Source organism: Sphingomonas sp. CCH5-D11 (assembly GCF_001557395.1).
Taxonomy (GTDB): domain Bacteria; phylum Pseudomonadota; class Alphaproteobacteria; order Sphingomonadales; family Sphingomonadaceae; genus Sphingomonas.
Window position 1 is genome coordinate 1 of sequence record NZ_LSKH01000214.1, and the last position, 19,569, is coordinate 19,569.

Here is a 19,569-nt window from a genome sequence, read left to right on the forward strand (position 1 = left end):
TCCATGCCCAGTTCCTGCACCGCCATGCCGACAAGCGTGCCGGCGATGCTCTTGGCGACCGACCATGTGCGGTTGGCGACGAACGGCCCGAAGCCGCTGGCATATTGCTCGCCCATGATCCGCCCGTCGCGCATCACAATCACGCCAACCGTCTCGCCCTTGTAGGTCGTCCGGTCAAAGGCCTTGCCGATGGTGGCGGAGAGCGCGGCGGAGGGCCGGGGCGCGATGCCTGCGTCGCCAAGCGGCCAGGCGCGCGCATCGGCCGGCGCAGGCAGTTGGCCGCGCCATGGTCCGGCCGGCCACAGCCGCGCCGCTCCCCCGATCGGAGCGAGGACACAGCCCGCACCGGGGGCCCAGTCGGCGCGGCGCGGCGGCAGGTCGCCGGGGAAGGACACCAGAACACTGCGGGCCTTGTGATCGATCGTCGCCTTGAGCCGGGGCAGCAGCGGCTGATAATCCGGATAAATGCCGCGCAGCTCCAGCGCCTCGACCTGCGCCTCCGTTCGCCCCGCGGCGATCACGCCCTCGCACAGCGCCAGCGCCTTGTAGCCGGCGGCGACCGCGTGCTCGTACGCCGTTGATCGATCGGCGGCGATCACCTGTGCCGATACCGGCGCTGCGGAAGAGCCGAGCGCGATCAGCCCGGCGCACAGCAATTTTCGGGCGCGGATTCGCGGCGCGAGGTCGGCAAGATGAAAACTGCGGGTCCGTGCATGTGCGCCAGGCTTCAACTGCGGCTCCTATCGAGTGGGGCAAGCGACCAAGATGGTGAGCGCAGCCTCGGACCGCGCCCGAATGCGCTGCCACAATCGATGCGGCGGGAAAACAGGGCAGATCATGTCGCGGTCAGGCGACGATCCGCACGGGCACGCTCTTCGCCGCCGGAGTCTTCGACTGCTCGTCATGCCAGCTCAGCGGCACCAGCGGGTTCATTTCAGGATAATAGCCCCCGATGCACCCGCGCGGCAGCAGAAACGGTGTGACCGTCAGGCCGCCGACACGGCGATCCACCCCGTCGCCGGCGTCACTCGCCAGCCCCACCACCTGGCCCTCCTCCAGTCCGGCGGCGGCGATATCCTCAGGGTTCATCAGCAGCACGTCGCGCGAGCCCTCGATGCCGCGCAATCGATCGGAATAGCCGTAGATGGTCGTATTGAACTGATCGTTCGACCGCAGGGTCATCAGGCGCCAGCGGCCCTCCTTGTCCTCCGTGCCCCAGCTGTTCAGCTTTTTCGGCAGAGTGAAGTCGGCCTTGCCGCTCTTGGTTTTCCACACCCGCTCACGCGCAGAATTGCCGCGGTAGAAGCCTCCGGGCGTGAACACTCGCTTGTTGAAGTCGTGGAACTGCTCGGGATAGGTCTCCTCGATCGCGTCCCGGATCAGCCCGTAATCGGCGACCCAGTCATCCCAGGGCACCTTGGGGTTGGGCGGCAGGGTCGCCTTGGCCATCCCGGCGACGATCGCGATCTCGGATTTCAGGTCGGCCGATGCCGGCGGCGCCCGGCCGATCGAGCCGTGGATGCAGCTCAGGCTGTCTTCCATCGTCACGGCCTGCGCGCCCGTCACCTGCATGTCCTCCTCCGATCGGCCCAGGCACGGCAGCAGATAGGCGATCTCGCCATTGATGAGGTGGCTGCGGTTCAGCTTGGTGGCGATCTGCACCGTCAGGCGCAGCTTCGTCCAGGCGGCCTCCATCCGCTCCTGCTCCGGAATCGCGCGGATGAAGTTTCCGCCCAGCCCGATGAACGCCTTCACCTCACCGCTCTGGATCTTCTCGCACGCGTGTACCGTCGTCAGGCCTTCCTCGCGCGGTGGCTCGAAGCCATATTGCTCGGCGAGCTTGTCGAGCGGCACCAGCTCGGGCTTCTCCGATATGCCCACCGTGCGCTGGCCCTGGACATTGGAATGGCCGCGCACCGGCGACACGCCGGCACCGTCACGCCCGATGTTCCCTTTCAGCAGGAACAGGTTCACCAGCTGCTTGATATTGTCGCTGCCATGGACATGCTGGGTAAGCCCCATGCCATACATGGCGATCGACCGCTTCGCCTCGACATAAACATCGGCCGCTGCCTCGATGTCGGCCCGCGCAAGTCCGCTTTCCCGCTCGATCTCGTCCCAGCCCGTCGCATCCACATGCGCCTTCAGCGTGTCGAACCCGGCGGTATGTTGTTCGATGAAGTCGACGTCCAGGACATGGATTTTCTCCGCGGCCCAGCGTTCGGTCTCGCGGGCGAACACATGCTTCATCATGCCCGTGATCGCCGCAATGTCGCCGCCCGTCTTCACCTGGAGGTACAGGCAGGAGATCGGCGTCGCCGCTGGCGTCAGCATTTCCTTGGGGCTCTGCGGGTTCTTGAAGACTTCCAGGCCCTTCTCGCGGATGGGGTTGAAGGTCACGATCTTGCACCCGCGCTTCACCGCCTCCTGCAACGGGTGCAGCAGGCGAGGGGAGTTGGTTCCGGGGTTCTGCCCGAAAAAGAAGATCGCCTCGCACAGCTCAAAATCCGAAAGCACGCAGGTGCCCACTGGGGATCCCGTCACCTCCTTCATCGCCACGGAAGTGGTCTCGTGGCACATGTTCGAACTGTCTGGCAGGTTGTTGTGGCCGTACAGACGCGCGAACAGGGCGTAGAGGTAACTGGTCTCCAGGCTCGCGCGTCCGGAGGCATAGAATACCGCCGCGCCTGGATCGGTCGCCTTCAGCTCGCGGCGAATCGCGCCGAACGCCTCATCCCAGCTGCACGGCACATATTTGTCGCTGACGCGGTCGTAGCGCATCGGGTGCGTCAGGCGCCCGGTTTGCTCCAGATCATAATCCTTCCAGCCCTTCAGCTCGGACACGGTATGTTCGGCGAAGAACTCGGGCGTGCAGCGCCGGCTGGTCAATTCCCACAGCGTCGCCTTGGCGCCATTCTCGCAGAACTCGAACGTGTGCGGATTTTTGGGCTTGGTCCAGGCACAGGAAACGCACATGAAGCCGCCGGGCTTGTTCTGGCGCCGCAATGTATCGAGAGCCGCCGCCTTCGGCCGTTCGCGCAGCGCTGTTTCCACGATGCCGCGTACCGATCCCCATCCACCTTCCGTGCCCGAATAGTGAACGGTGCCTTCTTTCGCGTCATCATTCAGCAGCTTGCCCATGGCCCTCTCCTCGCTCGAAGACAGAACAATCGTCTGGGCGGGAGGATGCATCGCCATTCACGGGCGCCGGTGTGCGCTTGATGGGAGCGCGCGCAGGGCGCTCGCTTTAGTCTAGCGCCCGGACTTCCGCCGCGCTGACCAGAACGCCAGGCGCTTCCGGATCTCCCGTTCGAAACCGCGTTCGTTGGGCGCATACAGTGGCTCGGGATCGCCCGCGGCGATCTCGTCGGGATAGAATTCCTGGCCGGAAAAGGCGTCCGGCCGATCGTGATCATATTGGTAGCCGTCGTGGTATCCCAGTTCCTTCATGAGCGCGGTCGGCGCATTCAGGATGTGCTTGGGTGGCGGCAGCGAGCCGGTCTTGCGCGCCAGCGCCGCTGCCTGGTCGAACGCCAGATAGGCCGCGTTGGATTTCGGCGCGGTGGCAACATAGGCGACGGCCTGCGCCAGAAAGAGCCGTCCTTCGGGCAGGCCCGTCCGTTCGAAGGCCTGCCAGGCCGTCATCACCTGCACCATCGCCTGCGGGTCGGCCATGCCGACGTCTTCCGAAGCCGCGCATTGCAGGCGGCGGAAGATCACCGCCGGATCCTCGCCGCCGCCCAGCATCCGCGCGGCCCAGTACATCGCGGCATCGACGTCGCTGCCGCGCAGGCTCTTGTGAAAGGAACTGAGCATGTTGAAATGCTCTTCCTGCCCCTTGTCGTACAAAGGCGCGCGCGCCTGCACGATGTTCGCCAACTGCGCCACGTCGAGCGGCTGGTCGGCATGAAGCGCGAACAGTTCCTCGCACAGCCCCAGAAGGTACCGGGCATCGCCGTCCGCCATGCCGATCAAGGCGCCGCGCGCGATGGGCAGCAGGGGAAGCGACCGGTCGAAATGTCGCTCCGCCCGCGCGATCACCTGCTCCAGATCATCCTCGCTCAACCGCTTCAGCGTGAAGACCTTGGCACGGGATAGCAGCGCGGAGACAAGGCTGAAGCTCGGGTTCTCCGTCGTGGCGCCGATCAGCGTGAAGGTCCCATCTTCCAGCGCCGGGAGCATCGCGTCCTGCACGGGGCGAGAGAAGCGGTGCAATTCGTCAATGAAGACGGCCGTTGCGCGGTTGGTGGCGGTGTGCAGCGCAGCGGCGGTCGCGATCGCCTTGCGCAAATCCGCCAGCCCTGTCGTCACCGCGGATAGTTGCATGAAGTCGTAACCCGCCTCGCGCGCGATCAGCCGCGAGATGGTCGTCTTGCCGACACCCGGCGGACCCCACAGGATCATGGAAGACAGTCGGCCGCCTGCGATCATGCGCCCGATCGCACCGTCCGGTGCGGTCAGATGTTCCTGCCCCACCACATCGGCCAGCCGGGTCGGACGAAGACGGTCGGCGAGGGGGGCATTGGCTGCAGGCGCGGCGGCGGCTTCCGGCGCTTCCAGTTCGGCGAAAAGATCGGCCATGCGCCTCACATAGGCGTTGGCCCGATACTTTCCCAGCAGGGTTGACGATCAGCTTATAAGATATATCTTGATAGTATCTTGAGGAGTTCGGAACATGGAAATGGAAGAAGGCAAGGGCAAGCGCGGCGGCGGGCCGCGCCGTGCTGCCATGCGGAAGGCTGCACGCGCAGCTGCGGGTGGCGCTGAGAAGAAGCGCATGGGCCGCGGTGGCCGTGCGGCCGCTGGCGCCGCTGGTGTTGCCGCCGCCGCTGCTGCCGCCGCTGGTGCGACAGTCGCCGCGCGGGAACTGAAGGGTCGAGGCGGCGTGAAGGCCCGTGGCGGCCGTGCCGGCGGGAAGGGCGCCGTCAAGGGACACGGCAAGGGACACGGCAACGGCCTGGGCAAGCTGGTCGGCCTGCGCCGCCGCCGTATGTTCGACAGCGGTGAGCTGCGCCTGGTCGTGCTGAAGCTGATCGGGGACGAGCCGCGTCATGGCTATGAACTGATCAAGTCGATCGAGGAACTGACCGGCGGCGGTTATGCGCCCTCTCCGGGCGTGATCTACCCGACGCTTACCCTGCTCGAGGAAACCGGCCATGCCGCCAGCGAGGATGATGGCGAAGGGCGTCGTCGTTTTTCCATCACCGGCAGCGGCAGCGCCGAGTTGGTCGAAAAGGAGGAACAGGTCGGCAAGCTGTTCGCGCGCCTCTCCACCGCCGGTGAGAAGCACAAGCGGACCGATGCGATGCCGGTGCGGCGCGCCATGACGAACCTGAAGGTCGCCTTGCAGGATCGCCTCAGCCAGGGCGAGGTCAGCGATGACACGCTGTTGCAGGTCGCTGCCCTGATCGACGACGCGGCGCAGAAGATCGAGCGCCTCGCCTGATCGCGAATGCCCGGCGGCCCTGGTGTCGCCGGGCTATTCCTGCGGCGGGATGGTGGCGGGGGCGTCACCTGCCTGCAGGCCATGGCGCATCAGCATGGGAACGTTCGCGATGGCGAACACCAGCGTCAGCGGGATCGCGCCCCACAATTTGAAACCGACCCAGAAATCCGTGCTGGTGGACCGCCACACCGCTTCGTTCAGCACGGCCATCAGGACGAAGAACAACGCCCAGTTGCGGGTCAGCTTGCGCCATCCCTCATGCGTCAGGCCGGGATAGGCGCTTTCCAGAAGCATCTGCAGCAGCGGTCGTCCGGTGGCGAGGCCCACGCCAAGCGTGGCGGCGAAGATCGCATAGACGAACGTCGGCTTCATCTTGATGAAGCGTTCGTCCTGAAACCAGATTGTCAGGCCGCCGAACACAATCACCAGCGCGCCCGATATCAGCAGCATGGGCGGAATGTGCCGCGTCTTCCACCATGACAAGGCGAGGGCGCCGACCATCGCCGCCATGAAGGCGCCGGTCGCCGCGATGATCCGCGCGATCGCCGGACCGGGCGTCAGGAAATTGACCGCGAAGAAAACGATCAGCGGCCCGTAATCGAGCGCCAGACGCAGGCCGGGGGAGGATTTGCTCGCTTCGCTCAACTGAAACTCCGTTCGCCCGGTGTGATCCCGCGGGCGCTTTGCCATCGATCCGCGACTCGCGCGGTTTCTTGTCCTGATCAGAACCGCTGACGATCGCTGCGGTTCACCCGCCGCGATCGACGCCTGCGATGATCCGGCTCACTTCATTGGGATCGAACGGCCTCAGGTCGTTCATCGACTCGCCAACGCCGATCGCGTGGATGGGTAGGCCATAGCGTTCGGCGGCAGCCACCAGCACGCCGCCGCGCGCCGTGCCGTCCAGCTTGGTCATCACCAGACCCGTCACGCCGGCGACTTCCTTGAATACCTCGATCTGGCTCAGCGCATTCTGGCCGGTCGTCGCATCCAGCACCAGCACCACGTCATGTGGGGCGGCGGGGTTGATGCGGCCGAGCACGCGGCGGATCTTCGCCAGCTCGTCCATCAGCTCGCGCTTGTTCTGCAACCGCCCGGCGGTGTCGACGATCAGCACGTCGATGCCCGTCTCCGTCGCCTTCTTCACCGCGTCCCACACGATGCCGGCGGCGTCGCCGCCTTCCGGCCCGGTCACGATCGGAACGCCGACCCGATCGGCCCAGGTCGCAAGCTGCCCGATCGCCGCCGCGCGGAACGTGTCGCCCGCAGCCAGCATGACGCCGTAATCCTGTTCCATGAACAGATGCGCCAGCTTGGCGATGGTGGTCGTCTTGCCCGAACCGTTGACACCGATCACCAGGATCACCTGCGGCCGGGGAAAGGCGTCGATCTCCAGCGGCTTGGCGACCTGCGCCAGCACCTTCTCGACTTCTTCTGCCACCACCAGGCGGATGCCGAGCTCCTCCATGTTGCGCTCGAAGCTGCCCTCGGCCAGCCGGGTCCGGATCCGCGTGGCCGTTTCCGGCCCCAGGTCGGACGCGATCAGGGCCTCTTCGACTTCCTCCAGCGTCTCGTCGTCCAGCCGCGCGGTGCCGAGGCCGGCGAGATTGCCGACCAGCCGGTCGGACGTGCGACGGAAACCGCCAAGGAGCTTGTCATGCCAGGAACGCTGGTCAGTCATGCAGGAATCCCAATGAGGTGATCGTGGGCAGCGCCAGTGATGGTAACCGATCGAACCGTGCCGATCGCTCCCGTCCCGCTGGTCGATAGAAGAGTGGCGTCACCGTTCAAGCTTGTCGCGGCCCGATCCGGTTCTGGCGAGAGAGGATCGACGAGCCGGACCTCGGCGAAATTCTCCGCATGGCCGCGGTCGCCAGGCTTTTCGATGACGATCCGCTGGCTCGTGCCGATCAGCGATCGAAGCCAGGCGCTGCGGCGCTGTTCCGCCGCCGCGCGCAGCCGCGCCGCACGCTGCTTGACCACCGCGGGCGCCACCTGCGGCATCCGCGCGGCCGGCGTGCCCGCGCGCGGCGAAAAGGGAAAAACGTGAGCCTGGACGATATCGCAATCGTCGATCAGGGCGAGCGTGTTGGCGAACGCCGCCTCATCCTCGGTCGGAAAGCCGGCGATCAGGTCCGCGCCCACCGCAATGTCCCGCCGCGCCTTCAGCCGGGCCACCATCGCCACGGCTGCGGTGCGCAGGTGCCGCCGCTTCATGCGCTTCAGGATCAGATCGTCCCCCGCCTGAAGCGACAGGTGGACGTGCGGCATCACTCGCGGCTCCTGCGTGATCAGCTCGAACAGCCGCTCGTCGATCTCGATCGTATCGAGCGAGGAGAGGCGAAGGCGCGGCAGCGTGGGCACGCCGCCAAGCACCGCTTCCACCAAAGCGCCGAGCCCGCCGTCGTAGCTGGTCAGGTCCACCCCCGTCAGCACGACCTCTTGCGCACCTTGCTCCACCAGGCCGGCGACCGCCGCGACGACCTGCCCGATCGGCTCCGAACGGCTCGGGCCGCGCCCCATGGGTATCGCACAAAAGGTGCAGGAATGATCACAGCCGTTCTGCACGCCCAGGAATGCGCGCGCGTGGCGACGCGCCGGCGGCCGGTTCGGAAAGCCGCCCCAGGTCGCCGGCAGCAGCTTTGCCGCATTGGGAACAATCCGGTCGACCTCCGGCATGGCTGCGAAGCCTGCGCGGTCCATCTCCGATGCACAGCCCGTCACGACGATCTGCGCCTCCGGCCGGTCGCGCCGCGCGCGCCGCACCGCCACCCGCGTCTGCCGCATGGCCTCGTTTGTCACACCACAGCCGTTGATCACCACCATATCATTGGCACCGACGAGCGCGCGAATCGTTTCGCTCTCGGCAAGGTTCAAACGGCAGCCCAGTGTGATGACATCGGGCGAACGAGGGGAAAGCATGGTCGGCGATCTAGGGAGAGAGCACGCGTTAGTCCACGATGCCGCGCAGGAGGTGCTGGACTTCTGGTTCGCACTGTCGATGGAAAAGCAGTTCGCAAGGGATGCGGCGCTTGATGAGGAAATCGCGTCGCGCTTCGGTGCGCTGCGTGATGAGGTGCTTCGGACGGGAGCCGCGGAATGGCGTGACGGCCCGGATCAGCTGCTCGCCGCGATCATCCTGCTCGATCAATTCTCCCGCAATATCTACCGCGATTCGCCGCGCGCCTATGAGGCCGATACGCTCGCGGTCGAGCTGTGCCGGCTGGCGATCGAGCGCGGCTGGGAGTCCCGCTACGCGACGGAGGAACGCGCGTTTCTTTACATGCCCCTGATGCATGCCGAAGACATCGCGATGCAGCGGCTGAGCGTTGCCAAGTTCTCGGAAATCGGCGGCGGCAACCTGTCCTATGCGATCGGGCACCTTGAGGTCGTCGCCCGCTTCGGCCGCTTCCCGACCCGCAACGCCGCACTGGGCCGCGACACGACCGCCGAAGAGCGTGCCTATCTGGATGAGCCCGGCGAGAGCTTCGGCCCGCCCAAGGATTGAGAGACAGGGGGCAAGGCGCCGGCCCCTCTCCGCCGCATGGTGGCGCTAGGGGCCGGATCGATCGCCCGCCGTGCGATTACTTGCCCTGGAACACGGCCTCGCGCTTTTCCAGCAACGCGGCCACGCCCTCGCGATGGTCTGCCGTCGCATGGCTCACCGCCTGCGCCGTGGATGCCGAATCCAGCGCCTGGTCATAGCTGCTGGTCTGGCCCTGTCGCAGCAGCGATTTGGTCAGGCGCAGCGAATGGGGCGGCAGCGCCGCGATCTTGCCGGCAAGCGCCAGTGCCTCGTCCATCAGCGTGTCATGGGGCACGACCCGGCTCACCAGTCCCCAGTCGGCAGCCATGGCAGCGTCGATTACGTCGGCGGTGAAGAACAGTTCGGCGGCACGGCTCATGCCGATCGTGCGCGGCAGCAGCCATGATCCGCCGTCACCCGGCACCAATCCCAGCTTCAGGAAGGTGACGCCGAACTTTGCCTTGTCGCTGGCGATGCGGATGTCGGCCATGCACGCCACGTCGCAGCCAAGGCCAATCGCGGGCCCATTCACCGCGGCGATCACCGGCATGTCCAGCGAGAAGAGCGCCCGCGCGATCCGGTGAATGTTGCGTTGATAATGGCTACGGATGCCAAGACCGGATCCGGAGAATGGCCCCTTGGGATCGGCCATCTTCTTGATGTCGCCGCCGGCCGAAAAGGCGCGTCCTTCGCCGGTCAGGATCACGCAGCGGATCGACATGTCGGCGTTCAGCGCGTCGCACGCGGCGCGCACCGCCTCGCCGTCGCCGTCCGCGCCAAGCGCATTCATCGCGTCCGGGCGGTTCAGGCGCAGGATGGCGATCGGGCCGCGGATCTCGGTGGTAACAACGGTCATGAATGATCTCCGGTCAGCGCAGGCCCAGGCCGCGCGCAATGATCCCGCGCAGGATTTCGCGCGTGCCACCACGCAGTGAGAAGCTGGGGGCGTTCAAGGTGATGTTGGCAAGGACGGCGACGAAATCGGATGTGGATGCGGCATCCGGTTCGGCATCGATCAGGTTGCGGGCGATATCCGGCAGATCCTGTTCGAAGGTCGCGCCCAGATCCTTGACGATCGCGGCATGCGTGCCCGGGTTCGCGCCGGCTTCCAGCATCGCCGCCACGCCGCGCGACAGCCGCCGAAGCGTGACGAGATGGGCGGTCAGTCGCCCGAGCGCCAGTTCCGCCGCCTCGCTTGACGAGCCCTGCAGGGCACCGATCAGCTCGATCAGCAGCTGCATCGAGGAAAGGAAACGCTCCGGTCCGCTCCGCTCGAACGCGAGCTCGCTCATGACCTGTTCCCAGCCTGCGCCTTCCGTCCCGATCAGGGCGGAGCCAGGGAGGAACGCATCCTCGAAATGCACCTCGTTGAAATGGTGCTGGCCGGCAAGATCGATGATCGGCCTGATCGTGATGCCGTCGGTCGCCTTCAGGTCGACCAGCAACTGGCTGGTCCCGGCCTGCCGGTCGGCGGGGCCTCCGCTCGTCCGGCAGAACAGGATCATGTAATCGGCATGGTGCGCGCCGGTCGTCCACAGCTTCGTGCCGGTCACGCGCCAGCCACCATTTTCAGGAATCGCGCGGGTGCGCGTCGCGGCCAGGTCGGAACCCGAATCGGGCTCGCTCATGCCGATGCAGAACACCGTTTCACCCGCCGCAATGCCGGGCAGCACCGTCTGCTTCTGCTCCTCGGTGCCATATTTCAGCAGGCTGGGCCCGCTCTGCCGATCGGCGATCCAGTGCGCCGCGACAGGCGCGCCCGCCGCCAGCGTCTCTTCCACCACGACATAGCGTTCAAAGGCGCTGCGCTCATGCCCGCCATATTGCTTGGGCCATGTCATGCCCAACCAGCCGCGTTGGCCCAGCTTGCGGCTGAAATCGCGGTCGAAACCGTTCCAGCTGTCGGCACGCCGCACCGGCGCCCGATCCGCCAGTGTCTCGCTCAAAAAGGCGCGTACCTCGCTGCGCAAAGTTTCCGCGGCTTCGTGGACCTGCGGTGTCGGAAAGCGAAGGGTCGTCATGCCGCCACCACCATCGGCCAATAGCCGTCCCGTCCTGCGTTCAGCGCGCGTTTCCCCAGCATCAGCGTCCAGTGCCGCTGGGTGCCGAACTCGTCACGCCACGCCCATAAGGCGGTAGTGAAGCGATGCAGCGAATGTTCGCGGGTGAAGCCGATCGCGCCGTGAAGCTGGTGCCCGATCGCCGTCGCCTTGCTTGCCGCTTCGCCGATCCGCGTGCGTGCGACGGCCACGGCAAAGCTCAGGTCGCCGCCGCTGGCATAAGCGTCGGCGGCGTGATCGGCCGCGGCGGATGCGGCGGCCACTTCGCCCGCCAGCTTGGCCAGTTCCTGCTGGATTGCCTGAAATTTCGCCAAAGGCCGACCAAACTGGACGCGGCTCGATACATGCTCCACGGTCAGCTCAAGCACGCGCTCCAGCGCGCCTGCCATCTGCAGGGCGCGGGCAAGGGCGCCCAGTTCCAGCAATGGCACGCCGCCGCTCGCCTCCGTCTGCCCGGCAGGTATCGCCAGACGATCACGCGGATGGCCGGCAAGGTTGGTGCTTTCCGCTGACATGGGCAGCGTGTCATACCGCTGCACTCCGCCTGCGCTGGCCACGACGACCGTCTGGGCAAACCGGCCCCAGGGGACGCGGGCATCGCCGCTCTCGGCCAGGCCCACCGGCCCCTCGGCCAGCGGCAGTCCCGCGGCGGCCAGCGCAGCATTGGCGACAATGGTTTCAGCGAGGGGCAGGGCGAGGGCGTGGCGACCGGTCTGCCGGATCAGCGCAAGCGCCTCGATCGCCGGTATGCCGAAGCCGCCATGTTCCTCGGGCACCAGCGCGAGCGGAAGTCCGCTTTCCTCTATCGCGGCCCAGGCAGTGTCAGGCCACACGCCCTTGCTGCCCGCATCGTCGATTGCGCTGGCGTGGGTCGTGAACAGCCGCTCGGCCGTATCGGCCAGCATCGCGCCGACGTCGTTCATCTCCATCGCAACAGCCGGTCCTGCTTGTGCATGGCCGCTCCTCTCCGTTTGGCCTGTCGCTAAGCAACGTTCCGGTGCTTGTCCACCTGACACTGCGGCTGGTCGGATCGCGATGCCGCCAGTACGAAGGGGTAGTTGCTGGAGATGTCCGTGCGTCTTTTTTCCGCTTTGCTCCTTTTGTTGTCGCTGCTCGCCCCCCCGGCCTGGGCGCAGCAACGCGGCCCGCTGGTCCTTGCCGCGGCCAGCATGCAGGAGGCGCTGAGCGCCGCCGCCGATGATTGGGCGAAACAGGGGCATGCCCGGCCCGTTCTCTCCTTCGCGGCATCTTCTGCCCTGGCGCGACAGGTCGCGGCGGGCGCGCGGGCCGATCTGTTCATATCGGCCGATCAGGAATGGATGGACGATCTCGCCCGGCGACAGCTGCTGGCGCCCGGCAGCCGGGCGGATCTTGTCGGCAATCGTCTGGTCGTCGTCGCGCGCCCAGGCCAACCGTCGATCGTCGGCCTCAGCGGCGCGGCGCTGGGTCGCGCGCTCGGCAGGGCCGCGCTCGCCATGGCGGATCCCGATGCCGTACCGGCCGGTCGTTATGGCAAGGCGGCGCTCGAACGGCTCGGCGCCTGGGAGATGGTCCTGCCGCGGGTTGTCCGGGCGGAGAATGTCCGGGCCGCGCTTGCGCTGGTCGAGCGGGGGGCAGCTCCGTATGGCGTGGTTTATCGGACGGACGCGCGAATGGCATCCGGGCTGAGCGTCGCGGGCGTCTTTCCGCCGGCCAGCCATGCGCCAATCACCTATCCGATCGCTCGCCTGCGCGCCTCCCGCCACGATCAGGCCGAAATGTTCCGCACGTTCCTCATTTCTGCCCGTGGCCGGCAGATCATGGGCCGTTTCGGCTTCACCAGACCTTGAACGACGGCCTGCAAACGATCGTCTCCCTGTCCTTGCTGATCGGGGGAGTGGCCACCTTTGGCTCACTGCCGGTGGCCTTCGCGCTCGCCTGGTTGCTGGCGCGCGGCCGCTTTCCGGGCAAGATCCTGCTCGATGGTCTGGTCCATCTGCCGCTCGTCGTCCCACCCGTGGTGACCGGCTGGATGCTGCTCCTCGCCTTTGCTCCCGCCGGTCCGCTCGGCGCCTTGCTCGACCAATGGTTCGGCATCACCATCCTGTTCCGCTGGACCGGCGCCGCGCTGGCCGCCGCGATCATGGCCATGCCGCTGATGGTCCGGGCCATTCGCTTGTCGCTGGAAAGCGTTGACCAGCGACTTGAGCAGGCCGCACGAACGCTGGGTGCCGGCCCGTGGCGCACCTTTGTGACCATCACCCTCCCGCTTTCGTTCCCCGGCGTGCTCGCCGCCGCCATGCTCGGCTTCGCGCGCTCGCTTGGAGAATTCGGTGCCACCATCACCTTCGTTTCCAACGTGCCGGGCGAGACCCAGACGCTGCCGCTTGCCATCTATGCCGCGCTCCAGCGTCCTGGCGGCGAGGCGATGGTGTCGCAACTCGCGGCCATATCGATCGCGCTCAGTCTCGCAGCCCTGATCCTGTCGGAACTGCTCGCCCGCCGCCAGGGGCGCCGCCTCCATGTCCTTTGACATAGACGTGACGGTCCGGCGCGGGGGTGCCCTGGTCGCCGCCGCCTTTCGCACGGGCGACGGCGCCAGCGTCCTGTTCGGCCCATCCGGCGCCGGAAAGACCAGCATCCTCATGACGATCGCGGGCCTGCTCCGCCCGGATCACGGCCACGTCCGAGTCGCCGGCCGCTTGCTCTTCGATGCCGTGAGCGGAGTCGACGTGGCGCCTCAGCGGCGCCGATCGGGCGTCGTGTTTCAGGAACCGCGGCTCTTCCCGCATCTCTCCGTGCGCCGCAATCTGCTCTACGGGGCGCCGCACGCGGCCGCGCTGCCGGACATGGCGAGCAGGCTCGACATCGCCCATCTGCTCGATCGCTGGCCGCGCACCCTGTCAGGCGGCGAAGCGCGCCGCGTGGCGATCGGCCGCGCGCTGCTGAGTGAGCCGGATTTCCTGTTGCTCGATGAGCCGCTCGCCTCGCTGGACCGCGCCCGGCGAGAGGAGGCGATGCGCGCGATCGAACGCGTCCGCGACGAGGTACGGTTGCCGATGCTGATCGTGACGCACGATCCGGAGGAGGCCGAACGACTGGGCGGGCGGCAGATTATCCGGCTGTGACGTCCTGCGGATGATGCGGGACCAGGATCAGCGTCCGCCCCTCCACCCGCCAGGATTTCAGCCGCGACAGAAAGTTCATGCCGAGCACGTCCGTATCGCCGAACGCCGGTGAGACGACCACCGGCACGTCGCGCGCGACGACATTGCCAAGTTTCAGTTCCTCGACGGCCGCAGTCTGCGCCCGGATGGTACCGTTGGCGGTGCGCAGGAGCATCGGAAAGAGCGCATCGCGCACGTCCAGCCCTGCGCGCGTAGCCGTGTCGAGGGATAAAGCGGTAACGGTCGCGCCGCTATCGATCAGCATGCGCCGGGTCAGCCCACCGAAGCGAACCGAGGCCCAGAAATGGCCGTCCGGGCTCATCGTGATGCGGGTCTCCTCGCCGACCACCTGTTGCCCCGAAAGGTCCAGCATCTCCGCTACCCGTCCGAGATAGGGATCGAACCGCTCGCGCTGCCCCAGCACCAGCGCCAGCGCGGCGATGAGGATCAGCCATGTGAACACGCCGACGATCCGCCCGATGACGGGAAGTCGGCGCAGGAACCCGGCGATCAGCGTGACGGCCAGCAGCGTGAGGATCAGCGGAAGGTGAGGGGCAAGGTCGGCCAGAGCAGGCATGGAGGCGATATAGGAGCGCAATCCTTGCTCTGCGATGATCCGCCGTCACAAACATCGAACGAACCGGCATCGACAGAACCGGCATCGAACGAACCGGCATCGAAGAAACCGGCATCGAAGAAACCGGCATCGACAGAACCGGCAGCGACAAACATCGCGGCGGCAATCTGCGACAGGCAAAAGAAAAGGGACCGCCCGAATGAGCGATCCCCTTCTTGCCTGTGAGCGAACTCCGACGCCGTTTGGCGGCGCGGAGCAGCCGGATCAGCGCTTCGAGAACTGGAAGCTACGACGTGCCTTGGCGCGGCCGTACTTCTTACGCTCGACGGTACGGCTGTCGCGGGTCAGGAAGCCCGCTGCCTTCACCGGGGCGCGCAGTGCCGGCTCATACTTGGTGATCGCCTGGCTGATGCCGTGCTTCACCGCACCGGCCTGGCCCGACAGACCACCGCCCTTGACGGTGCAGATCACGTCATACTGGCCCTCGCGCTCGGTGATGCCGAACACCTGGTTGATGACGAGGCGCAGCGTCGGACGTGCGAAATAGACTTCCTGGTCACGACCGTTGATCGTGATCTTGCCCGAGCCCGGCTTCAGCCAGACGCGCGCAACGGCGTCCTTGCGGCGGCCGGTGGCGTAAGCGCGGCCGTACTTGTCCAGCTCCTGCTGGCGCAGCGGCGTCGTCGGCTGGGTCTGCACCGGCGCTTCGGTGGTCGTGGCGGTCTCGGCACCGGCGGCGGCCGGCGCGTCAGCGGCGGGCTGCTGCGCCTGCTGGGTCAGCGCGGCGAGGTCGGAAAGCGACTGGCGATTGTCGGACATTATGCGCCCACCTTGTTCTTGCGGCTCATGCCGGCGATGTCGAGGACCTCAGGGTTCTGCGCTTCGTGCGGATGCTCTGCGCCCTTGAAGATGCGCAGGTTGCGCATCTGCTGGCGGCCGAGCGGGCCACGCGGGATCATGCGCTCCACGGCCTTCTCGAGCACGCGCTCGGGGAAGCGGCCTTCCAGCACCTTGGCGGCGGTGACGCCCTTGATGCCGCCGGCATAACCGGTGTGCTTGTAATAGACCTTGTCGGCCAGCTTGTTGCCGGTGAAGCGCACCTTGTCGGCGTTGATCACGATGACATTGTCACCGCAATCGACGTGCGGGGTGAACGACGGCTTGTGCTTGCCGCGAAGCACGTTGGCGATCACGACCGCGGCGCGGCCGACCACCAGGTCGGTGGCGTCAACGATGTGCCACTTCTTTTCCACCTCTGCGGGCTTGGCCGCCTTGGTGGTCTTCATCAGCGCCTTCATGGGCTATGGACCTTTGCAATAAACGAAGACGCCGCCCCCAATTCGAGCGCGGCGTGTTGAGGGGCGCTCTGATGTAAGCCGTGCAGAAAGTCAACAAAACCGCGGCGTTCACGACGGGTACCTAAATACCGCCGCGATCGTCACGCCCGTGTTTGCTCACGCTGTGCTCAGAAAAACAGCTTTCGAAAGCTCACCTTCACCGACCGGCCAAGCGGATCAAGCAGCGCCGGTTGATAGCCGATCGGGACCGCACCGGTCGCGTCGCGCACATCAAGGCGTTGGTTGAACACGTTGTTGATCGCCAGCGTCAGCCGGGACCCGCGGAAGAATGGCGCTTTCTGCACCAGCGACCGCTGTTGGCTCAGGTCGGCGAAGATCCGCAGATTGGCCGTGAACAGCGAGCCGAATGCAAGATCCTCGGGCGATGACGCGCCGCCGGGGTTGGCCAGGATGGTGGTGCCGCTTTCCCAGGTGCCGTTCAGCCTGATGCCGATCCCGCTGCGGTTGTACCCGGCGTTGAACTGGATCTCGTGCCTCGGCTGCCCGCCACGGGCGCCCACGGCCGAGCCGTTCAACAGATCGAGTTCGGGCACACCCGGTCGGATGGTGATCGTGTCTTCCAGGCGCCAGGTGTGAAAGGCGCTTAGCTGCACGCGTCCGGCTCTGCCGCCGCCGAAACCGCCACCGCCGAACCCGCGCGGGCCTCCGCCGGGGAATGCCCGTGGCCCGCCGGTTCGAACGCCGCTCTCGCTGGTGCCGGATCCGCGCTCCTGCCGGAACCGCTCGCGGAACTCGGACCGCCGCTCCTCGATCTGCTCGGGGGTGAGCGGCTGGCCGTCCGGTCCGGTCGGCGGCGGTGCTTCCAGTTCCTCCGACCAGTTCAGCCCCCAGCGGATCTGGCGCTGGCGACTGCTGTCGAAGTTGACCGGCCGATTGTCGATGCGGATCAGCGTTCCGGCGGCATCGCGATCGAACCGGTCCGGAAAGGCCGCCTCGATCTCGGGCGTGGCAGTAGGAAAGCTGGCGATCGGATTGTCGATCCGGCTGTCGGTATAGTTCACCAACAGGGTAAGATCGGTGGCCGAGATGGGCTTGGCGGTAAGCCCCAGCTTGAGCACGCGTCGACGATCCGCCAGCAGGCTAGGATTGCCGCCCTCAACGGTGGTCGCATCCACGGTCTGGCCGGTGGTAAGGTCGAATACCCGCACGTTGGGCGTGACGATCGTCGGGTTGCCGAGCTGCTGGATCGTGGGGGCACCTTCCTCGTGGGTTACGGAGCCGATCAGCCGGATCGCTTCTGCCGGGCGCCAGTTGAAGCCGTAACCCACCGCGCCAAGCGTTCCGAAATCCGAAAGCTGGTCCACCGCTCCGTTCACGTTGAAGCTCAAGGCGCCGATCGGGCCGTCGCGGAACACGGGAAGATCGACATTCGCCTGCCCGTTCGCCTGATCGCGCGACAGGTCGGTTGACGACAAGAGGTCGGCCCGGCGCGACTCGCTGTGCAAGTCTCGTAGCGAGACGCCCGTCTTCAACGTGGCGGTCAGTGCGCCCGCCGGCAGATCGACGATGCTGCCGCTTAACGTCGCTTCGCTTTGAAACAGCTCGGTGACGGAGCTGGCGCGATCGCGCCGGACAGCCGTGCCATAATCGCGATCGGTTCGTGTGGTGGACCAGTCCCGGGTATATCCGCCATCAAGAGACCAGCGCCACCGCGCCAGATCACCGTTCAAGGCATAGTTCAGCGATCCGGTGCGCGTCCGCGCATCACGGCGCAGCGGCTGGCCATCCGATGCACTGCCAAGGCCGGCGAGCGTATTCGCGCCCTCAAGCTCACCGCTCAGCGTCGCGGAGACGTTGCCCAGGATGGTGCGATTGTAGGTCGCGTTCAGCTTGGCCGCATCGCTTGCGGCCAGAAGCGTGCGGTTCGGATCGGCATTGGCAAGCTCGCGCTCGGTTTCGAACAGCGGATTGCTGCGCGTATATTCGCCATCCACGCTGAAGCGGCTGCCATTGCCCAGACGCAGGTAGTTGAGGTCGGCCTCATGAACCTGCCGTCCCCCGTCGGTCGCCAGGTTCGTCTCGACCTCGGCGGTCACGGCATTGAAGCGCCGGCGAAGAACGATGTTCACCACCTTCTGGTCAGCGCGATAGCCGTATTTGAGCGCGACTTCCTCCGGCAGGATGTCCACCCGCTGGATCGCTTCCGGTGGCAGGTCGCGGATCTCGCGAAAGCTGCTGATGCGCCGGCCGCTCAGCAACACCACCGGAGAACCGGACTCGCGCCCCTGGATGCTTCCGATCAGAGGGGAGAGCTCCTCCAGCAGCTCACCGATGTCGCTGGCGCCATAGGCGCGTATGTCGCGTCCGCTCAGCACCACTTCAGGCTTGATGTCGCCGATCACGGATCCACGCGGCGTCCTGTTGCCAGTGACGACGATATCGTCCTCCAGCTCCAGTTCCTCCTCGGCATCAGGCGGCGGCGCCTCCCGACCCGCCGGAGCCTGCTGCGCAGGACTCGGAACGGGAGCCGCCGGCACTGCGGCAGCAGGAACAGCAGCAGGGGCAAGGGTAACGAGAGGCAGAAGCCATGCAGGCAAGGACGTGCTCCCCAGGGAGGTTGGTTGATTGGACCGGTCTGAACGATGCTTGTGGCTGCTATGTGCCGATCCACGGGCTTATTCGTCGCAAGATGTATCCGGCGCAGAAGAACGGGCGCTGAATAGGGTTGCCGCGTGGATGTTAAGCGAAGGCTGCGGTGCTAGGGTCCGCGCTGGGAGGAGTAGCAAGAGATGAGTGATCCCACGCCACCGCCCGATTCCAAGCTGACCCGGTCCAAGCGTCAATGGGCCGCCGAAGGGAAGTTCATCGCTCCCCCTGGTGCCGCGCCCGAGTGTGATCGCCTGCCGCCGGGGCAGCACCTCGTGCGCAACTGGCCCGTCCTGGACCTTGGCCGACAGCCGCACGTCTCGCTCGATCGCTGGCGCCTGGACGTGCGCGGCCTGGTGTCCCGACCGATCACGCTGGATTGGGAATCCTTCCAGCAACTGCCGCAAGCGAGCATGCGCTCCGACATTCACTGCGTCACCACATGGTCGCGCTACGACAATGATTGGTCAGGCGTGTCGACCGCGACGCTTCTTGATCTGGCGGAGCCGCGCGACGAGGCTCAGTTCGTCATGCTTCATGGCTATGATGGCTACACCACGAACGTCCCATTGCACGACTTCGCCGACCCCGCCGCGTTGATCGCCCATTCATGGCAGGGGCAGCCGCTCACGCGGGAGCATGGCGGCCCGGTCCGCGCGATCATTCCGCACCTTTATTTCTGGAAGAGCGCAAAATGGATCAGCGCGATTGAGTTTCTCGGCGCGGATCGTGCGGGGTTCTGGGAGGTGAATGGATACCACATGCGCGGCGATCCGTGGCGGGAAGAGCGTTATGGCTGAAACCGTCCGGAAACAGGCCGAAAGTGGCAAAGGTGCGGCCGAAAGCGGCTCAGGTCCGGCCGATCATGCC

At 66.3% G+C, this 19,569-nt stretch carries 18 protein-coding genes and 1 pseudogene; 6 read left to right on the forward strand and 13 right to left on the reverse strand.

Annotated elements, in window-relative coordinates; translation table 11 throughout:
- From AX702_RS13215 to AX702_RS13225, 3 genes and pseudogenes are all read right to left on the reverse strand, one after another.
- Nucleotides 1-731, reverse strand: a pseudogene (locus tag AX702_RS13215) (hypothetical protein); the annotation flags it as partial.
- A gap of 115 nt (nt 732-846) precedes the next feature.
- A complete protein-coding gene (locus AX702_RS13220; protein WP_066780286.1) occupies nt 847-3,141 on the reverse strand; it encodes an FdhF/YdeP family oxidoreductase in 2,295 nt (764 codons plus the stop codon).
- Between the two features lie 111 nt (nt 3,142-3,252).
- Entirely contained in the window at nt 3,253-4,581 is a 1,329-nt protein-coding gene (locus tag AX702_RS13225; RefSeq protein WP_066780287.1) for a replication-associated recombination protein A, read from the reverse strand.
- Nucleotides 4,582-4,675: 94 nt separating this feature from the next.
- Between AX702_RS13225 and AX702_RS13230 the strand changes: the two genes are divergently transcribed.
- A complete protein-coding gene (locus AX702_RS13230) occupies nt 4,676-5,446 on the forward strand; it encodes a PadR family transcriptional regulator (RefSeq protein WP_231731849.1) in 771 nt (256 codons plus the stop codon).
- Between the two features lie 33 nt (nt 5,447-5,479).
- Here AX702_RS13230 and AX702_RS13235 read toward each other — a convergent pair whose 3' ends face one another.
- The 3 genes from AX702_RS13235 to AX702_RS13245 all read right to left on the reverse strand — a co-directional run bounded on the left by AX702_RS13235 (nt 5,480) and on the right by AX702_RS13245 (nt 8,368).
- Nucleotides 5,480-6,091, reverse strand: coding sequence for a septation protein A (locus AX702_RS13235; RefSeq protein ID WP_231731850.1), 612 nt, complete (start codon nt 6,089-6,091; stop codon nt 5,480-5,482).
- Nucleotides 6,092-6,194: 103 nt separating this feature from the next.
- A complete protein-coding gene (gene ftsY / locus AX702_RS13240; protein WP_066780292.1) occupies nt 6,195-7,127 on the reverse strand; it encodes a signal recognition particle-docking protein FtsY in 933 nt (310 codons plus the stop codon).
- On the reverse strand, nt 7,124-8,368 hold the full coding sequence (locus AX702_RS13245) for a MiaB/RimO family radical SAM methylthiotransferase (protein WP_066780294.1): 1,245 nt from the start codon (nt 8,366-8,368) through the stop codon (nt 7,124-7,126). Before AX702_RS13245 ends, ftsY begins: the two co-directional genes overlap by 4 nt.
- Here AX702_RS13245 and AX702_RS13250 point away from each other — a divergent pair.
- Nucleotides 8,367-8,954: a DUF924 family protein gene (locus AX702_RS13250; protein ID WP_066780296.1), complete on the forward strand. Its 588-nt coding sequence runs from the start codon at nt 8,367-8,369 to the stop codon at nt 8,952-8,954. The genes AX702_RS13245 and AX702_RS13250 overlap by 2 nt on opposite strands.
- Nucleotides 8,955-9,030: 76 nt before the next feature.
- Here the strand turns inward: AX702_RS13250 and AX702_RS13255 are convergent, their stop codons facing one another.
- The 3 genes from AX702_RS13255 to AX702_RS13265 are packed head-to-tail and all read right to left on the reverse strand — an operon-like array spanning nt 9,031 to nt 11,961.
- Entirely contained in the window at nt 9,031-9,828 is a 798-nt protein-coding gene (locus AX702_RS13255; protein ID WP_066780298.1) for a crotonase/enoyl-CoA hydratase family protein, read from the reverse strand.
- Nucleotides 9,829-9,841: 13 nt separating this feature from the next.
- Nucleotides 9,842-10,993, reverse strand: coding sequence for an acyl-CoA dehydrogenase family protein (locus AX702_RS13260; protein WP_066780300.1), 1,152 nt, complete (start codon nt 10,991-10,993; stop codon nt 9,842-9,844).
- Entirely contained in the window at nt 10,990-11,961 is a 972-nt protein-coding gene (locus AX702_RS13265; protein ID WP_066780302.1) for an acyl-CoA dehydrogenase family protein, read from the reverse strand. The genes AX702_RS13260 and AX702_RS13265 overlap by 4 nt, the downstream gene beginning before the upstream one ends.
- A gap of 138 nt (nt 11,962-12,099) precedes the next feature.
- Here AX702_RS13265 and modA point away from each other — a divergent pair, with 138 nt between their 5' ends.
- From modA to AX702_RS13280, 3 genes are read left to right on the forward strand one after another with little or no spacing between them, the layout of a single operon-like run.
- Nucleotides 12,100-12,861, forward strand: a complete 762-nt coding sequence (modA, locus tag AX702_RS22920) for a molybdate ABC transporter substrate-binding protein (protein ID WP_066780304.1) — start codon at nt 12,100-12,102, stop codon at nt 12,859-12,861.
- Nucleotides 12,858-13,544, forward strand: a complete 687-nt coding sequence (modB, locus tag AX702_RS22925; RefSeq protein ID WP_066780307.1) for a molybdate ABC transporter permease subunit — start codon at nt 12,858-12,860, stop codon at nt 13,542-13,544. The genes modA and modB overlap by 4 nt, the downstream gene beginning before the upstream one ends.
- A complete protein-coding gene (locus tag AX702_RS13280; RefSeq protein ID WP_066780309.1) occupies nt 13,534-14,139 on the forward strand; it encodes an ATP-binding cassette domain-containing protein in 606 nt (201 codons plus the stop codon). The genes modB and AX702_RS13280 overlap by 11 nt, the downstream gene beginning before the upstream one ends.
- Here AX702_RS13280 and AX702_RS13285 read toward each other — a convergent pair.
- From AX702_RS13285 to AX702_RS13300, 4 genes are all read right to left on the reverse strand, one after another.
- Entirely contained in the window at nt 14,126-14,776 is a 651-nt protein-coding gene (locus tag AX702_RS13285; protein WP_331710405.1) for a retropepsin-like aspartic protease family protein, read from the reverse strand. The two genes, AX702_RS13280 and AX702_RS13285, sit on opposite strands and share 14 nt — an antisense overlap.
- Nucleotides 14,777-15,019: 243 nt before the next feature.
- Nucleotides 15,020-15,574, reverse strand: a complete 555-nt coding sequence (rpsI, locus tag AX702_RS13290) for a 30S ribosomal protein S9 (protein WP_082746251.1) — start codon at nt 15,572-15,574, stop codon at nt 15,020-15,022.
- Nucleotides 15,574-16,053 carry a 50S ribosomal protein L13 gene (gene rplM, locus AX702_RS13295; protein WP_046410361.1) on the reverse strand — a complete coding sequence of 160 codons (480 nt, stop codon included), beginning with the start codon at nt 16,051-16,053 and terminating at the stop codon, nt 15,574-15,576. Before rplM ends, rpsI begins: the two co-directional genes overlap by 1 nt.
- A 167-nt stretch (nt 16,054-16,220) precedes the next feature.
- Nucleotides 16,221-18,650, reverse strand: coding sequence for a TonB-dependent receptor plug domain-containing protein (locus AX702_RS13300; protein ID WP_231731851.1), 2,430 nt, complete (start codon nt 18,648-18,650; stop codon nt 16,221-16,223).
- Between the two features lie 192 nt (nt 18,651-18,842).
- Here AX702_RS13300 and AX702_RS13305 point away from each other — a divergent pair, with 192 nt between their 5' ends.
- The gene (locus tag AX702_RS13305; protein ID WP_066780315.1) at nt 18,843-19,499 is read left to right on the forward strand and encodes a sulfite oxidase-like oxidoreductase; all 657 of its coding nucleotides are present in this window, start codon (nt 18,843-18,845) and stop codon (nt 19,497-19,499) included.
- The last annotated feature ends 70 nt before the right edge of the window (nt 19,500-19,569 follow it).

Coding starts and splice junctions, on each gene's coding strand:
- rpsI (WP_082746251.1), bottom strand. CDS start 15,574: ATGTCCGACAATCGCCAGTCGCTTTCCGACCTCGCCGCGCTGACCCAG.
- AX702_RS13265 (WP_066780302.1), bottom strand. CDS start 11,961: ATGGAGATGAACGACGTCGGCGCGATGCTGGCCGATACGGCCGAGCGG.
- AX702_RS13280 (WP_066780309.1), top strand. CDS start 13,534: ATGTCCTTTGACATAGACGTGACGGTCCGGCGCGGGGGTGCCCTGGTC.
- AX702_RS13255 (WP_066780298.1), bottom strand. CDS start 9,828: ATGACCGTTGTTACCACCGAGATCCGCGGCCCGATCGCCATCCTGCGC.
- AX702_RS13260 (WP_066780300.1), bottom strand. CDS start 10,993: ATGACGACCCTTCGCTTTCCGACACCGCAGGTCCACGAAGCCGCGGAA.
- AX702_RS13305 (WP_066780315.1), top strand. CDS start 18,843: ATGAGTGATCCCACGCCACCGCCCGATTCCAAGCTGACCCGGTCCAAG.
- ftsY (WP_066780292.1), bottom strand. CDS start 7,127: ATGACTGACCAGCGTTCCTGGCATGACAAGCTCCTTGGCGGTTTCCGT.
- modA (WP_066780304.1), top strand. CDS start 12,100: ATGTCCGTGCGTCTTTTTTCCGCTTTGCTCCTTTTGTTGTCGCTGCTC.
- AX702_RS13225 (WP_066780287.1), bottom strand. CDS start 4,581: ATGGCCGATCTTTTCGCCGAACTGGAAGCGCCGGAAGCCGCCGCCGCG.
- AX702_RS13230 (WP_231731849.1), top strand. CDS start 4,676: ATGGAAATGGAAGAAGGCAAGGGCAAGCGCGGCGGCGGGCCGCGCCGT.
- rplM (WP_046410361.1), bottom strand. CDS start 16,053: ATGAAGGCGCTGATGAAGACCACCAAGGCGGCCAAGCCCGCAGAGGTG.
- AX702_RS13220 (WP_066780286.1), bottom strand. CDS start 3,141: ATGGGCAAGCTGCTGAATGATGACGCGAAAGAAGGCACCGTTCACTAT.
- AX702_RS13250 (WP_066780296.1), top strand. CDS start 8,367: ATGGTCGGCGATCTAGGGAGAGAGCACGCGTTAGTCCACGATGCCGCG.
- AX702_RS13245 (WP_066780294.1), bottom strand. CDS start 8,368: ATGCTTTCCCCTCGTTCGCCCGATGTCATCACACTGGGCTGCCGTTTG.